Consider the following 14,210-nt stretch of genomic DNA (forward strand, 5'->3'; position numbering starts at 1 on the left):
CCGCGGCCACGATGCGCCAAGGCCGCTCGGCGTCTTCCGCTCCGGGCAGAAGCGGGGCGTGTTCGGGGCCATCAAGAAGGAGCTCAGAAGACGATCCGCCATCGAGGCCGTTATCGGACACCTCAAGACCGACGGCCACATGGGCCGCAACTTCCTCAAGGGACGCCACGGCGACCACGCCAATGCCGTCCTCACCGCCGCCGGCTACAACTTCCGCCTCATCCTCCGCTGGCTGAGGCTTCTCTTGCGCCTCATCCTGGAGGCCTTTGCAAAAGCCATTGGCCCCAAAACCGCGCTCCAGACGGCTTCTTAACAGTCAACTCTGGTGCAGGTCTTCGGCGTGGCCATTCCCGGCCTCGCGCCAGGCTGAGCGTGGTGCTCAGTGTGGCGCCTCGCGCATGAGATACTGGCCGTTCTCGAAGGAGGTGAAGAACTCCGCGATCTGCGGATGGCGCACCGGCTCGCCGCTATCGTCGGGCAAAAGGTTCTGCTCCGAGACATAGGCGACGTATTCGGTCTCCGCGTTCTCCGCCAGAAGGTGATAGAAGGGCTGGTCCTTGGTCGGCCTGATGTCGCGCGGGATGGCCAGATACCATTCCTCGGTGTTGCTGAACACCGGATCGACGTCGAAGATGACGCCGCGAAAGGGGAAGAAGCGGTGCTTGACTACATCCCCGATCTTGAACTTTGCCGACTTCATCGCGCTCATGCTTTGGCCCATGGCGGGAAAATTCGTGCAGCTTGGAGAAATGTCAAGCTGTGTCCCCGCCACGCCTCGCCGCAGCCTCGTAGCCCTTCCAGCGGTCGTGCACCCACATCCATTCGCCCGGCCTTTCGCGAATCCAGGCCTCGAAGGTCGCTTGGATGGTCTGGGTGAGGGCGGCCACATCCGCACTCGGATCCTCGCTCACCGGATAGCTGAGCTCAATCGCTTCCACGACGAAGCGCGCACCGCGCTCGCGGATGACCCGGCCGGCGACGATTGGCACGCGCAGGCGCCGCGCCACCATGGCGGGAAACGGGTTGGCGGTCGTCGGGGCGCCGAAGAAGCTGACGGGAATGCCCTTGCCTTCGCGGTGATCGGCGAGAAAGGCGACGGCCTTGCGGCCCCGCACATGCTCCATCACCTTGCGCGGCGCCGAATGCGATTTCGCCAACAGCCCGCCGGGGAAGACCTTGCGCCGCTTGCCGGTGATGTAGGCATCCGAATAGGGGTTCTTCAGTGCCTGGTAGAGGCCGACCGCCTCCGCTTGCGGAGGGATGGCGAAGGCGGCGATCTCCCAGTTCGCCGAATGCATCGCGACCACCACCGTGCCGTGCTCGCGGGACCTTACCCGCCGCTCCAGCTCTGGATCGACATGCAGACGCACACGCCCGCTCTCAACCAGCCGGTCGATGGAGAAGCTCTCCGCGAAGGTGCGTCCGAGATTGTCCCATTGCTGGCGCGCGATCGCCTCGCGCTCGCCAAGGCTCATCTTCGGAAAGGCGATGGCGAGGTTGCGCAGCACCCGCTCGTGCCGCCGGGTCTTCGGCGCCGCCACCCGCCACAGACGGCCCATCATCCGTGAGGCGAAGTCAAGCGGCAAGGCGCGCAATATCGTCGCCACCGTCACGAGCACGGCATGCTCGAGCCGATAGCGCAGCTTGCGCGTCAACGGGAGGGTGCGGCGGGGCGTCATCGCTAGGACCGGGCCAGAAGCCTGCGATTGACGCGACGGGGGCAAACCGTCTAGCCCCGCAGGGTCGGCGTGGGCTTAGCGAAGCTCGTGAAAGGATGCAACCGGGCGTCCCTGCGTGCGCCTGGCCGATAAGGAAAAAGAAGGAGAGCGGCCTCGCGCCATGAGCGACGTGATCGGCCTTGCGTTGCCCTTTTTCGGGCTGATTTTTCTCGGCTACGTGGCGGGCCGGATCTGGCGAGAGGAAGAGAAGGCGCTCGCCTGGCTCAACATCTTCGTCATCTATTTCGCCCTGCCGGCGCTGTTCTTCCAGCTCATCTCCAAGACGCCGATCGAAGAGCTCGCCAATTTCAGCTTCATCTTCGCCACCACCTTCGCCACCTATACCGCCTTTGCTTTTGCCTTCGTCTACGCTGTCCTGACGGGCGGGGGGCGCATTCCCGAAGCGACCGTGCAGGGCCTCGTCGGCGGCTACGGCAATGTCGGCTATATGGGCCCGCCGCTCGCCCTCGTCGCGCTCGGGCCGAAGGCGGCGGTGCCGGCGGCGCTGATCTTCTGCTTCGACGTGACGCTGGTCTTCACCCTGGCGCCCTTGATGATGGCGCTCGCCGGGGCGAGCCATCAGCCGTTGCGGCGCACGCTCCTTGCCATTCCGCGCAAGGTGCTCCTGCATCCCTTCATCCTGGCGACGATAGCCGGCGTCATCGGCGCGGCGCTGGAAGTGCGCCCGCCCGAAGCGGTCGACCGGCTGCTGACGCTGCTTCAGAACGCCGCCGCGCCCTGCGCGCTCTTTGCCCTCGGCGTCACCGTGGCGCTGCGCCCGCTGGAGCGGGTGCCCGGCGAATTGCCGGTGCTGATCGCCATCAAGCTCATCTTGCACCCGATCCTGGCCTATCTGCTTCTCACCTGGATCGGCGGGCTCGATCCCGTTTGGATCTATACCGGCGTGTTGATGGCCTCCTTGCCGCCGGCGGCGACGATCTACGTCATCGCCACGCAATACCGCATCTACGTGCTGCGCGGCTCCTCGGCGATCCTTCTGGGCACGGCCGCCTCGGTGGTGACGGTGAGCCTGGTTCTCTATCTCGTCAGCACCGGCGCCCTGCCGGCCGATCCGTTCGGGCGTTAGATCTCGCGAAACGTCTTCGCCAGGCCTTGATGCATGAGGAAGCGCCGGAAGGGGGCGAAGCCGCCGGCGGCCGAAAGGGCGATCGCCCGCAATGCCTGCACCGGCAGCATGCCGGTCAAAAGCGAGCGATTGAGAAGGTCGACGGCAAGGGTCCGGCTTCTGATATCGGCCTGGCGCAGGCGGTGGAACTCCTCCGCCACATCCGGCCCGAGCGCGCCGCGCCGGCTTGCCAGGAGGTCCTTAAGCGCCTCCACGTCCCTGAGGCCGAGATTGAGACCCTGCGCGCCGATGGGCGGGAAGACATGCGCCGCCTCGCCGATCAGCACCGCCCGCGCCGCCGCGAAGCGGTCGGCAAGGCCGACGGAGAGCGGATAGCTGACGCGCGGCGCGGTCAGCCGCATCGGCCCCAAGAGCGAATGCGCCGCCTCTTCGGCGGCCTCGGCGAACTCCTCTTCCGGGACCTGGCAAAGCCGCGTTGCCTCCACCGGCCGTTCCACCCAGACGAGGCTGACATGGCTGCCGGGCATCGGCACCAGCGTGAAGGGGCCGTGCGCCTTGTGGAATTCCGTGGAAATGAAGCGGTGCTCGAAGTCGGTGGAGAGCGTCGTCACCAGCGCCGACTGCGCCATGCGCGTGCGCCGCATGCCGATGCCGGCGCGCTCGCGAACCAGGGAGCGGCTGCCATCGGCACCGACGACGAGCTCCGCGGCGATACGCGCGCCGCTTCGCGTCGTCAGCCGTGCCTCGTCCTCGCCGAAGGCAAGCTCGGCCGCCGGCTCCTCCAAATGGGTGATCTTCGGCTCCTTCTGCGCAAGGCCCGACAGCGATTCCACCAGCCGGCGGTTGACGATGTTGTAGCCGAAGGCGTCGAGGCCGATCTCCGAGGCGTAGAAGGTGACCTCCGGCGCGCGCAGAAGCCGGCCAGTATCGTCGATGAGGCGCATCGCCTCCAGCCGGGCCGCGGCTGGCCGCAACTCTGCCATGGCGCCGAGCCAATCCAAGAGCTCCACGGCGCCGGCGAACAGCGCCGCCGTGCGTCCCAGCGGAAAATCCGCGGGCGGGGCGAGGATGGCCGTTTCCCGGCCTGCCGCCGCACAGATGAGCGCCGCCGCCCAGCCCGTCGCGCCGCCGCCGACGACGCAGACCTCGAACCGCTCGCTCTTGGACGCGCTCGCTCCGCCCATGCGCCTCGCTCTCCCCTTCGCAACCCTTCGCCAAACATTTATCGCCGCGCGCGGCAACCTTCCACCGCCCAGGCGCCTTTCTTTGGCGCGCAAGGCGGATATTTCCTGTCCGGGAGGCTCTGCTCGTGCAAAGAGCTTGCATAGGCCCGGGCAAACGAGGCAATGCCTCGCCGGCAGGCCCGCTGTGCGGCAGGATGGCCCGCGGGGGCGATGCGAGGATAAGGAACCGCCAGTCTTGAACGGAACAAGGCCCGTGGAGGCCCGCCAGCACCGGGACGATACGCGCAGCCGCGCCTCGTTATTCCTCATCCATCTTTTGACCGCCAGCGGCGCGGCCCTGGCGCTCTTGGCCACGCTGGCGGCGAGCCAGGGCGCCTGGCGCGCCGCCTTCACCTGGCTCGGGATCGCCCTCATCGTCGACGCGCTCGACGGTCCCATCGCGCGCAAATACGATGTCGGCGCCCGTCTGCCGCGCTGGGACGGCAGCGCCCTCGATTTCGTCATCGACTACACGACCTATGTCTTCGTGCCGGCCATCATCCTTGCCAGCGGCTGCGGCCTCGGGACCTTCACCGGCATCCTGGCGGCCGGCGCCGTGGTGGTGACGGGCGCGCTCTATTTCGCCGATACGCGCATGAAGGAGCCGGACAATTCCTTCCGCGGCTTTCCCGCCGCCTGGAACCTTGCCGTCTTCGTCATCTTCGCCGTCCAGCCGCCGCCGGCCATCACGCTCGCCGCGACGGCGCTTCTGGCCGTCGTCACCTTCCTGCCGATCAACTTCGTGCATCCGGTGCGGGTGACGAGATGGCGGACGCTGACGCTCTGCGTCATGGTGCTGTGGCTGCTGGCGGCGGCCTATCTCGTGGCCACGGCCTTCGCCGATAACGGCGTTGCCGAGCTCCTGCTTCTTCTCACCAGCTTCTACCTTCTCGGCGTCGCCGCGCTGCAGCAGCTGCTGGCGCGGCTTTCCCCTTCGCGATGATGGAGAGACAGCCACGTGCTTGAGCTTCTGACGGACCCTCAAGTCTGGGCGAGCTTCGTGACCTTGTGCGTCATGGAGATCGTTCTGGGCATCGACAACATCGTCTTCATCTCCGTGGTGGTCAGCCGCCTGCCGGAGAAGGCGGCGACGCGCGCCCGCCAGATCGGCCTCGCCCTGGCGCTGCTGTTCCGCCTGCTCCTGCTTCTGGTTCTGTCCTGGATCATCGGGCTGACGGCGCCGCTCCTCACCGCCTTCGGCCAGGAGATATCCTGGCGGGACATCATCCTTCTGGCCGGCGGGCTCTTCCTGCTCGTCAAGGCGACGAAGGAGATCCACAACGAGATCGAGCACGAGGAGGCCGGGCTGACGCGCAAGGCGACGGCGAGCTTCGCCGGCGTCATCGCCCAGGTGGTCGTCATCGACATGGTGTTCTCCGTCGATTCCATCATCACCGCCATCGGCATGGCCGAGCACGTGGAGGTGATGGTGGCGGCCGTCGTCGTCGCCATGATCGTCATGTATCTCGCCTCCGGGCCGATCGCGGAATTCATCAAGCACAACCCGACGACCAAGATGCTGGCGCTCGCCTTCCTGCTTCTCATCGGCGTGGCGCTGATCGCCGACGGCCTGGGCTTCCATATCCCGCGCGGCTACATCTACTTCTCCATGGCCTTCGCGGCGATCGTGGAGATCTTCAACGTTCTGGCGCGGCGGCGTCGGCGACGAGCAGCGGGAGAAGCGGCATGACCATCGCGGTGCGGGTGCGCGAGACCGGCGGGCCGGAGGTGCTGAAAGTCGAGGAAATGGAGGTCGGCGAGCCGGGCGAGGGCGAGGTGAGGCTCCGCCAGGAGGCGATCGGCCTCAACTACATCGACACCTACTTCCGCTCCGGCCTTTATCCCGCTCCGGCCGGCCTGCCCTTCGTTCCGGGCAACGAGGGTGCGGGCACCGTCGTTGCCGTCGGGCCGGGCGTTGCCGGCTTTCAGCCCGGAGATCGCGTCGCCTATGTCGGGCCGCTCGGCGCCTATGCCGGCGAGCGGCTGATCGCGGCGGCGAGCCTCGTCAAGCTGCCGGCCGGGATCGACTTCAAACAGGCCGCGGCGATGATGCTGAAGGGGCTGACCGCGCAATATCTTCTGCGCCAGACCTTCAAGGTGGAGAATGGCCAGACCGTCCTCTTCCACGCCGCCGCCGGCGGGGTCGGGCTTATCGCCTGCCAATGGGCCAAATATCTCGGCGCCACCGTCATCGGCACGGTCGGCTCGCAAGAAAAGGCCGCGCTTGCCCGCGCCCATGGCTGCGACCACGCCATCGACTACCGCCAGGAGGATTTCGTCGCGCGGGTGAGGGAGCTGACCGACGGCAGGCTTTGCGATGTCGTCTACGATTCGGTCGGCAAGGACACCTATCCGGGCTCGCTGGACTGCCTGAAGCCGCGCGGCATGTGGGTTTCCTTCGGCCAGTCCTCCGGCCCGATCACCGATTTCAACCTGGCGCCTCTGGCCCAGAAGGGCTCGCTCTATGCCTGCCGGCCGACGATCTTCACCTATATCTCCGATCCTGGGAACCTGCAGGCGATGGCCGACGATCTCTTCCATGTCGTCGGTTCGGGCGCGGTGAAGATCGAGATCAACCAGGAATTTCCCCTAAAGGACGCCGCCGAGGCGCACCGCGCGCTGCAGGGACGCCGCACCACCGGCGCTTCCGTCCTCATTCCCTGACATCGCGCCGCGGCGGCCAAGAAAAAAGCCGGGCCTTGCGGCCCGGCAGTCTGGCCGGAGGAAACTTCGAAAGATCAGCAGGCGGCCTTGGCGAGCACGGTGCGGCGTGCCTCGCCCGCGTGCCGCGGCTCGGCGTTGACGCAGGCGCTGAGCGCCACGAGCTCCACGCGCTGGTCGACCGGGGCAAGACGCTCCGCCGTCTTGGTGACCGGCGCGCCGAAGCCGTAGCCGGCGGAGGCGGGCTTGGGCAGGATCATGGAGGCGGCGATGAGCGCCGTCGCCATGAGAAGGGTAGCGACGATGATGGCGGTGGTGGTGAAGGTGCGGCTTTCCATCGTTACGGCTCCTCGCTCCGTCTCTTCGGCTCCGACATCGCGTCGGCGTTGAGGTTAGACTAGGCGAGGGGGGGAAGGCCGGATGTGCGCTCCGTCACAGGACGTTTCGTGCGCCGAACGGAGGCCTCAGCCGCCTTCTTGCGGCACGGCGACGACGGCGAGGCAATCTCCGGGCGCCGTGAGGCCGGGAAAATGCCGGGCGGCGAGGATGCCGCTCAGCCCGGCGCGGTATTCGCGCGGCCGTTCGCCCAGATGGCCATGCGGATGGACACACAGGAGAAGATCGCCCTTCTTCACCCGCGCGCCGAGATCGACGGCCGGCTCCACGAAGCCCTCGCTGTCGCCGAAGGAGAAGCATTCCGGCCCGGGCATGTCGAGCAGGACGGAAGGCCCCCGCTCGATCTCGCCGCAGAGGATGCCGGCGTGCTTCATCACGTTGCGGGCGCCGCGCTTGGCGATCTTGACGGTGCGCGCGCTCGCCGTGCCGCCGCCGCCGAGCTCGGTGGTCACGAAGACCTTGCCCAGCGCCTCTGCCGAGCTGTCGAGCATGCCGGCGGCGTCGATCTCCAGCATGGTCATGGAATAGGGGGCGGAGAAGGCGTCGCGCGCCTCGCGGCAGCGCGCCTCGTGCTCCTTGTCGTCGAGGACATGACACGCGGCGAAGGGCAGGAAATCGAGCGTCCTGCCGCCGGAATGGAAGTCGAGCACGATATCGGCCATCGGCAGGAGCACGCGTTCCACGTAATCGGCGATCTTCTCCGTGATGGCGCCGTCCGGCCGGCCGGGGAAGAGGCGGTTGAGGTTGCCGCCGTCGATGGGCGACAGGCGTGTGCCGGCACGGAAGGCCGGATAGTTCATGAAGGGCAGGATGACGACGCGCCCGCTCACCTCATCGGGCGACAGCTTGCGGGCGAGCTCGGCGAGCGCGATCGGCCCCTCGTATTCGTCGCCATGGCTGCCGCCGGTCAAAAGCGCCGTCGGCCCGCGCCCGTTGCCGATGACCGCGATGGGGATCATCAGATTGCCCCAGGCCGATTCGTTGCGGCTGAAAGGCAGGCGCAGATGCCCGCGCTGGATGCCGTCGGCGTCAAAATCGACGCTCGCGACGATGGAGCTGGCGCGATGCGCGCTCATTTCGTCTCCGCGCGCGCGCCGGCATCGCCGACACCGCCGGCATAGCGCATCATGCGCTGAAAGCTCATGGCGATATGGGCGCGGTGGATATGGCCGACGGAAGCAAGATCGCCGAGCTCCATGGCTTTCAAGGTGTCCTCCATCTCGCGGCGGAAGGCGGTGAATTCCTCCGCCAGATTGAGCTGCGGCAGGAGCTTCAGAACGATGCGCGAGGTCTGGAAGTAGAGCCGCTCGGCGATCTCGCGCAGCGGCTGGTTGCCCGTCATGGCGTTGACCTCGGAGAAGAAATCCATGTTGAGGCGGGCGAATTGCTTGTGCTGGGGCGCGCTCTCCAGCCCCTCGCAGCGGGCGATCAGCGCCCGGATGCGGGCAAGGTCGGCCTCGCTGCGGGGCAGGGGCGAAAGGCGGCCCATCAACACCGCCAGCTCCAGACGCAGGCGGTAGACCTCGCTGAGGGCGCAGATATCGACATCGGTGATGATGGTGCCGACGCCGTGGCGCACCTCCACCAGCCCCTCCGCCTCAAGCCGCGTCAGCACGCGGCGCACGGGCGTGCGGCTGATATGGAACTCTTCCGCCAGCTCTTCCTCCGAAAGCCTTGAGCCGGGCGGATATTCCAGAAGGCAGATACGGTCGCGCAAGGTCTTGTAGATGCGCTCGAAGCGCTCGCGCGCAAGGCTCGGCGGCTTGTCGCGCCGCGCGGTGGTTCGGCGTTCGGAAACCGTCATGTCGCCTCCAGGACGGCGCTGAGGAATTGCTGCGTGCGCTCGTTCTTGGGATTGGCGAAGATTTCCTCCGGCGGCCCTTCCTCGGCGATCTTGCCGGCATAGAAGAAGCACACCCGGTCGGCGAATTCCTTGGCGAATCCCATCTGGTGGGTGACCATCAGCATGGTGAGGTCGTGCTCGGCGCCGAGCTTGCGGATGACGTTCAGCACCTCGCCGACGAGCTCCGGATCGAGCGCCGAGGTCACCTCGTCGAAGAGCATGATCTTGGGACGCATGGCGAGGGCGCGCGCGATGGCGACGCGCTGCTGCTGGCCCCCGGAAAGCTGGCTCGGATAGTGGCCGAGCTTGTCGCCGAGGCCGACCATTTCCAACAGCTCCGTCGCCCGCTCCTCCGCCTCGCGACGCGGCATTTTCAGCACCGTTACAGGCGCTTCCACGCAGTTCTTCAAGGCATTCATATGCGGGAAGAGATTGAAGTGCTGGAAGACCATGCCGATCTTGCCGCGCAGGCGCCTGAGATGGCGCTGATTGGCCGGCACCAGCTTGCCGCCGCGCTCCATATGGGTGAGCGGCTCGCCCTCCACATAGATGACGCCGTCGTTGATCCGCTCCAGCGTCATCAGCATGCGCAGCACCGTGGTCTTGCCGGAGCCGGAGGGGCCGATGATGGCGACCTTCTCGCCATGCGCCACGTCGAGATTGAGCGCGTTGAGGACGGTGAGGCTCCCATAGGCCTTGGTCACATGGTCGAAGCGCACCATCGGCATGGCCTCGCCCGCCGAACCGTTCGTCTCGCGCATCAGCCGCCTCCGCGTCGTTTGAGCCAGCCTTCCACCTGGCGGAGGAGCGCCGCCGTCACCAGGGAGAAGACAAGGAAAAAGATGCCGACAAGGGTGATCGGCTCGGTGTAGCGGAAAGTCTCAGATCCGAGGATCTTCGCCGTCTGCATCAGTTCCAGGACGGCGATGGCGGAAAGCAGCGGCGTCTCCTTGAAGAGCGCGACGAGATAATTGCCGAGCGCCGGCACCACCGGCGGGATCGCCTGCGGGATGATGACGTCCTTGAAGGTGTGGTAGCCGGAAAGGTTGAGCGCCGTGGAGGCTTCCCATTGCCCGCGCGGGATATTGGCGAGCCCGGCGCGATACACCTCCGAGCAATAGGTGCCGTAATGCAGGCCGAGCGCCAGGATGCCGGCCGTCAGCGCCGAAAGCACGATGCCGAATTCCGGGAAGACGAAGAAGATGAAGAAGATCTGGATGAGCAGGGGCGTGGAGCGGATGAACTCCACGAAGCCGGCGACGGGAAGCGATATCCACGGCGACTGCGACATTCTGAGGATGGCGAAGACAAGCCCGAGCGTCGCCGCCAGGATGAAGCCGAGGATGGTGGCCTGGATGGTCACCAGCGAGGCGCGCGCGAGGATGGGCAGGATCTCCCACGTATAGGCCCAGTCCCAGATCTCGTTCATGAGCGGCCCCGCGAGATGCCGGCCGCGGCGCGCTCCTCAAGGGCGCGCATGGCGACGGTGATGAGGGAGGCGATGGCCAGATAGAAGACCAGGACGATGGTGAAGATCTCCACCGTGCGGAATGTCGTCTGGTTGATCTGCTGCGCCTTGAAGGCGAGGTCGGAAATGGTGATCAGCGAGACCAGCGCCGTCGCCTTCAACAGCTCGATGAAGAGATTGCCCCAGGGCGGGATCATGCGCACGAAGGCCTGCGGGATGATGATGCGGCGCAGCGCCGTCAGCCGGCCCATATTGAGGGCCGTCGCCGCTTCCCACTGGCCCTTGGCGACCGACTGGATGGCCCCGCGCACCACCTCCGCCCCGTAGGCGCCGACATTCAGCCCCAGCGCCAGGATCGCGACGGTGAGCGGCTCCAGGAGGATGCCGAAATGCGGCAGCACGAAGAACAGCCAGAAGAGCTGCACCAGCGCGGAGGTGCCGCGGAAGACCTCGATATAACCGACCGCCAGCCAGCGCACCGGCCACGGCCCGTACATCTTGCCGATAGCGGCGATGAAGGCGGCGATGACGGCGAGGACCGAGCCGCCGACGGTGATCTGGATGGTGACGAGGGCGCCCTGCAGAAGGCCGGGCAGGAATTCGCGGAAACCGGCAAAGCTCGCCACGACGAGGCCGGCGGTGAAGGCGAGGATGACGGAGACGACGAGCGAGCGGAGCGGCATGTTCTCAGCCCTTCTGCGTCAGTTCTGTGTGGACGGGTCGCTCGAAAAAAGCGCCCCGCCGAGAGGCGGGGCGCGTAAGGCTCATTCGCCGGCGCAGAGCTCCGCCGTGGTCTTGGTCGGCAGGTAGTCCCGCCCGAAGCCGAAGGGCTCCACCAGGGCGATATGCTCTTCGCTGCCGATGAAGTTCTTCAGCTCCGCGTTGAAGGCCTCGTAGAGCTCGGTGTCTTCCTTGCGGAATCCGACGGCGCCGTGGCCGACGACCGATTCCCCGGCGACGGTGCCGAAGGGCTTGGTCGATTCCACGCCGTCGTTCTTGGACGCCATGTCGGCGATCGACAGCGCCGTCAGCGCCGCCGCATCGGCGCGGCCGGCCTGCACGGCCTTCACCAGGCTCGACTGATCGGGAAGGATGACGAGCTGGTCGTCGGCGACGCCGGAAGCCTCCGCGTAGCCCGATTCCACCGCACCGGCCATCACCGCGAGCTTCAACTCGGAATTGTCGGCAATCGTCGCATAATCGGCGATGCTCTTCGGATTGCCTTCCTTGACCAGGAAGGCCTGGCCGATGCCGTAGGTGGGCTCGGAGAACTGGATCTGCTCGCAGCGCTTGGGATTGACGAACATGCCGGCGGCGATGATGTCGAAGCGGCCGGCCTGCAGGCCCGGGATCAGCGAGCCGAATTCGGTGAGGACGCCGTCGACCTCCTCGATGCCCATCTTGGCGAGCACGGCCTTCACCACTTCGGGCGATTCGCCGGTCAGCTTGCCGTCCGGCGTGGCATAGCCATAGGGCGCCTCGTTGGCGAAGCCGACGCGCACGAAGCCCTGCTCCTTGGCCTTCTCCAGCGTCGACTGCGCGACGGCGATCTGTGCGCCGGCAAAGAAGGTCGCGCCGGCCGCGAGGGCCACGAGCGTGCGACGGGTAAGGCCGGATAGCGTTGTCATGGATGTTCCTCCGCTGCTTGTTCTGAGAGCCTTTCAGCGGACGCCTTGCCGAACCGTGGGGCGAGGCCGCCCTTGCGTGAAGGCTTGCGGCCAACGTGCCGCAAAGGCGGGCGAGGATCAAGGGTTGTGTACATCTGCCGATAGTCGCGACCAAAATGGCGCGATTGGAAGGGAAGATGACGCGATGGATCGCGCTCATGTACACAACAGCGGTGATATCTTCGTCTGATGCAGCTTCAGGCGATCTATCGCGCGCGCCGTGCCATCGAGGATGTGGCCATCCGTACCCCGCTCGTGCCTGCTCCGGTGCTTTCGGCGGCGAGCGGCCGCGAAGTTCGGCTGAAGCTGGAGACGACGCAGCCGACGGGTGCCTTCAAGCTGCGCGGGGCCGCGAGCGCGCTTGCCGGCCTGTCTGAGCAGGAAAGAGCCCGCGGCGTCGTCTGCGCCTCCACCGGCAATCATGGCCGCGCCGTGGCCTTCGCCGCGCGCCGCTTCGGCGTTTCGGCGATCATCTGCATGTCGGAGCTGGTGCCGCGGAACAAGCTCGCCGCCATCCGCGCGCTGGGCGCGCAGGCGCGCATCGTCGGCAGGAGCCAGGACGAGGCGCAGGAGGAGGTCGACCGGCTGGTCGCCGCGGAGGGGCTCGCCGAGATCCCGCCCTTCGACCATCCCGACGTCATCGCCGGACAGGGCACGATCGGCCTGGAGCTTTTGGAGGATTTTCCCGAGATCGACACGGCGCTGGTGCCGCTTTCCGGCGGCGGGCTGATCGCCGGGATCGCCCTTGCCCTGAAGACCGCCTCGCCCGCGGTTCGCGTCATCGGCGTCTCCATGGAGAAAGGCGCGGCAATGCAGGCGAGCCTCGCCGCCGGCCATCCGGTGCAGGTGGAGGAGACGGCCTCGCTCGCCGATTCGCTCGGCGGCGGCATCGGCCTTGCCAACCGTCACACCTTCCAGATGGTGCGCCATCTCGTCGACGCGGTGGTGCTCGTCTCGGAGGCGAAGATCGCCGCGGCGATGCGCAGCCTGTTCCTGGAGGAGGGCTGGGTGGCGGAGGGGGCGGGCGCCATCGGCGTCGCGCTTCTTGCCGAGCCGCATCTGGCCGGCCTCGGCCGCAACGTCGCCATCGTCGTGTCCGGGCGCAATGTCGACATGAACCGCTTCGCCGCGATCGTGGCGGCGCCGGGCGTCGAGGAGGAGCCGTGCCGCTGATCCTGACCGAAACGGAGCTGCGCGAGTGCGTCGGCCTCGATGCCAAGGCCGTCGAGGTCGTGGAAGGCGCCTTCCGCGCCCTCGCCGGGGGTGATGTCGTCATGCCGCCGATCCTGTCGATGGCGATCGCGCAAAAGCACGGCGAGGTCGATGTGAAGACGGCCTATGTGCCGGGCCTTGCCCATTTCGCCGTCAAGGTCAGCCCCGGCTTCTTCGACAATCCCAAGCGCGGCCTGCCGAGCCTCAACGGCCTGATGTTGCTCTTCGACGCCGATACCGGTCTGCTTGCCGCCGTTCTTCTCGATAACGGCTATCTCACCGATATCCGCACCGCCGCCGCCGGGGCCGTCGCCGCCAGGCATCTGGCGCCGAGGAAAGTTCGCGCCGCCGGCGTCATCGGCGCCGGGCTTCAGGCCGAATTGCAGGTGAAGGCGCTGCGTCTGGAGCGCGACTTCGAGCGCCTCTTGGTCTGGGCACGAAACGACGCCAGCGCCAAGGCCTATGCCGCCAGGATGGGCGAGGCGCTTGGCCTTCCGGTCGACATCGCCGCTAGCCCGCAGGAGGTCGTCCGGTCGGCGCAATGCGTGGTGACGGCAACGCCCTCGCGCACGCCGCTGATCAGGTCCGAATGGCTGCACGAGGGCCTGCACATCACCGCCATGGGGTCCGACGCCCCGGACAAGAACGAGCTCGACCCGCAGATCATCGCCTGCGCCGACCGTTTCGTCTGCGACCGGGTGAGCCAGTCGCTCCTCCTCGGCGAGATGCGCGCCGCCCGTGCCGCCGGAGCGATTGAGGAGGATTTCGCGCCGCCCGAGCTCGGCCAAATCTGCGCCGGCGACAAGCCCGGCCGCAGGGACGAGGCCGAAGTGACCGTCTGCGACCTCACCGGCACCGGCGTGCAGGATACCGCCATCGCCAGCCACGCCTTCCGCCTCGCCACCCAGCGCGGCTTCGGCACCTTGATAGGCTGA

General features: G+C 67.0%; 16 protein-coding genes and 1 pseudogene. 7 read left to right on the forward strand and 10 right to left on the reverse strand.

Annotation, left to right across the window (positions count from 1 at the left end):
- A pseudogene (locus Q331_RS21540) lies at positions 1–313 on the forward strand (IS5/IS1182 family transposase); the annotation flags it as partial.
- 66 nt (positions 314–379) lie between these two features.
- On the opposite strand, the gene hspQ reads toward Q331_RS21540, so the two are convergent.
- Both hspQ and Q331_RS21545 read right to left on the reverse strand, forming a co-directional pair.
- Positions 380–709, reverse strand: a complete 330-nt coding sequence (gene hspQ / locus Q331_RS0113130) for a heat shock protein HspQ (protein WP_210164957.1) — start codon at positions 707–709, stop codon at positions 380–382.
- 43 nt (positions 710–752) lie between these two features.
- Positions 753–1,679, reverse strand: a complete 927-nt coding sequence (locus Q331_RS21545; protein WP_051631137.1) for a lysophospholipid acyltransferase family protein — start codon at positions 1,677–1,679, stop codon at positions 753–755.
- Positions 1,680–1,839: 160 nt separating this feature from the next.
- Here Q331_RS21545 and Q331_RS0113140 point away from each other — a divergent pair, with 160 nt between their 5' ends.
- Positions 1,840–2,805, forward strand: coding sequence for an AEC family transporter (locus Q331_RS0113140; protein ID WP_026381065.1), 966 nt, complete (start codon positions 1,840–1,842; stop codon positions 2,803–2,805).
- Here the strand turns inward: Q331_RS0113140 and Q331_RS0113145 are convergent.
- Positions 2,802–3,989 carry an FAD-dependent monooxygenase gene (locus tag Q331_RS0113145; RefSeq protein WP_026381066.1) on the reverse strand — a complete coding sequence of 396 codons (1,188 nt, stop codon included), beginning with the start codon at positions 3,987–3,989 and terminating at the stop codon, positions 2,802–2,804. The two genes, Q331_RS0113140 and Q331_RS0113145, sit on opposite strands and share 4 nt — an antisense overlap.
- A gap of 235 nt (positions 3,990–4,224) precedes the next feature.
- Here Q331_RS0113145 and Q331_RS0113150 point away from each other — a divergent pair, with 235 nt between their 5' ends.
- Genes Q331_RS0113150 through Q331_RS0113160 form a run of 3 tightly spaced genes read left to right on the forward strand, consistent with a single transcriptional unit; the run spans position 4,225 to position 6,692 of the window.
- Positions 4,225–4,971, forward strand: a complete 747-nt coding sequence (locus Q331_RS0113150) for a CDP-alcohol phosphatidyltransferase family protein (protein ID WP_210164958.1) — start codon at positions 4,225–4,227, stop codon at positions 4,969–4,971.
- Positions 4,972–4,986: 15 nt separating this feature from the next.
- Complete coding sequence (locus tag Q331_RS0113155; protein WP_026381068.1) at positions 4,987–5,718, forward strand: TerC family protein; 732 nt, start codon at positions 4,987–4,989, stop codon at positions 5,716–5,718.
- Positions 5,715–6,692: a quinone oxidoreductase family protein gene (locus Q331_RS0113160; protein ID WP_026381069.1), complete on the forward strand. Its 978-nt coding sequence runs from the start codon at positions 5,715–5,717 to the stop codon at positions 6,690–6,692. The genes Q331_RS0113155 and Q331_RS0113160 overlap by 4 nt, the downstream gene beginning before the upstream one ends.
- Before the next feature lie 74 nt (positions 6,693–6,766).
- On the opposite strand, the gene Q331_RS0113165 is transcribed toward Q331_RS0113160, so the two are convergent.
- The 7 genes from Q331_RS0113165 to ehuB all read right to left on the reverse strand — a co-directional run bounded on the left by Q331_RS0113165 (position 6,767) and on the right by ehuB (position 12,024).
- Positions 6,767–7,027, reverse strand: coding sequence for a hypothetical protein (locus Q331_RS0113165; RefSeq protein ID WP_026381070.1), 261 nt, complete (start codon positions 7,025–7,027; stop codon positions 6,767–6,769).
- Positions 7,028–7,153: 126 nt separating this feature from the next.
- Entirely contained in the window at positions 7,154–8,161 is a 1,008-nt protein-coding gene (gene doeB / locus Q331_RS0113170) for a N(2)-acetyl-L-2,4-diaminobutanoate deacetylase DoeB (protein ID WP_026381071.1), read from the reverse strand.
- Positions 8,158–8,889 (reverse strand): GntR family transcriptional regulator, encoded by a 732-nt coding sequence (locus tag Q331_RS21550; protein WP_034492117.1) that lies wholly within the window; start codon positions 8,887–8,889, stop codon positions 8,158–8,160. The genes doeB and Q331_RS21550 overlap by 4 nt, the downstream gene beginning before the upstream one ends.
- The gene (gene ehuA / locus Q331_RS0113180; protein WP_051631138.1) at positions 8,886–9,689 is read right to left on the reverse strand and encodes an ectoine/hydroxyectoine ABC transporter ATP-binding protein EhuA; all 804 of its coding nucleotides are present in this window, start codon (positions 9,687–9,689) and stop codon (positions 8,886–8,888) included. The genes Q331_RS21550 and ehuA overlap by 4 nt, the downstream gene beginning before the upstream one ends.
- Positions 9,689–10,357: an ectoine/hydroxyectoine ABC transporter permease subunit EhuD gene (gene ehuD / locus Q331_RS0113185; RefSeq protein ID WP_026381073.1), complete on the reverse strand. Its 669-nt coding sequence runs from the start codon at positions 10,355–10,357 to the stop codon at positions 9,689–9,691. The genes ehuA and ehuD overlap by 1 nt, the downstream gene beginning before the upstream one ends.
- Positions 10,354–11,079 carry an ectoine/hydroxyectoine ABC transporter permease subunit EhuC gene (ehuC, locus tag Q331_RS0113190; protein ID WP_034492119.1) on the reverse strand — a complete coding sequence of 242 codons (726 nt, stop codon included), beginning with the start codon at positions 11,077–11,079 and terminating at the stop codon, positions 10,354–10,356. The genes ehuD and ehuC overlap by 4 nt, the downstream gene beginning before the upstream one ends.
- 81 nt (positions 11,080–11,160) lie before the next feature.
- Positions 11,161–12,024, reverse strand: a complete 864-nt coding sequence (gene ehuB / locus Q331_RS0113195; RefSeq protein ID WP_026381075.1) for an ectoine/hydroxyectoine ABC transporter substrate-binding protein EhuB — start codon at positions 12,022–12,024, stop codon at positions 11,161–11,163.
- A 228-nt stretch (positions 12,025–12,252) separates the two neighbouring features.
- Here ehuB and eutB point away from each other — a divergent pair, with 228 nt between their 5' ends.
- Positions 12,253–13,236: a hydroxyectoine utilization dehydratase EutB gene (eutB, locus tag Q331_RS21555; protein WP_034492122.1), complete on the forward strand. Its 984-nt coding sequence runs from the start codon at positions 12,253–12,255 to the stop codon at positions 13,234–13,236.
- Positions 13,227–14,210: a cyclodeaminase gene (locus Q331_RS0113205; RefSeq protein ID WP_026381076.1), complete on the forward strand. Its 984-nt coding sequence runs from the start codon at positions 13,227–13,229 to the stop codon at positions 14,208–14,210. Before eutB ends, Q331_RS0113205 begins: the two co-directional genes overlap by 10 nt.

It is taken from the genome of Afifella pfennigii DSM 17143, assembly GCF_000688515.1.
Classification (GTDB): Bacteria; Pseudomonadota; Alphaproteobacteria; order Rhizobiales; family Afifellaceae; genus Afifella; species Afifella pfennigii.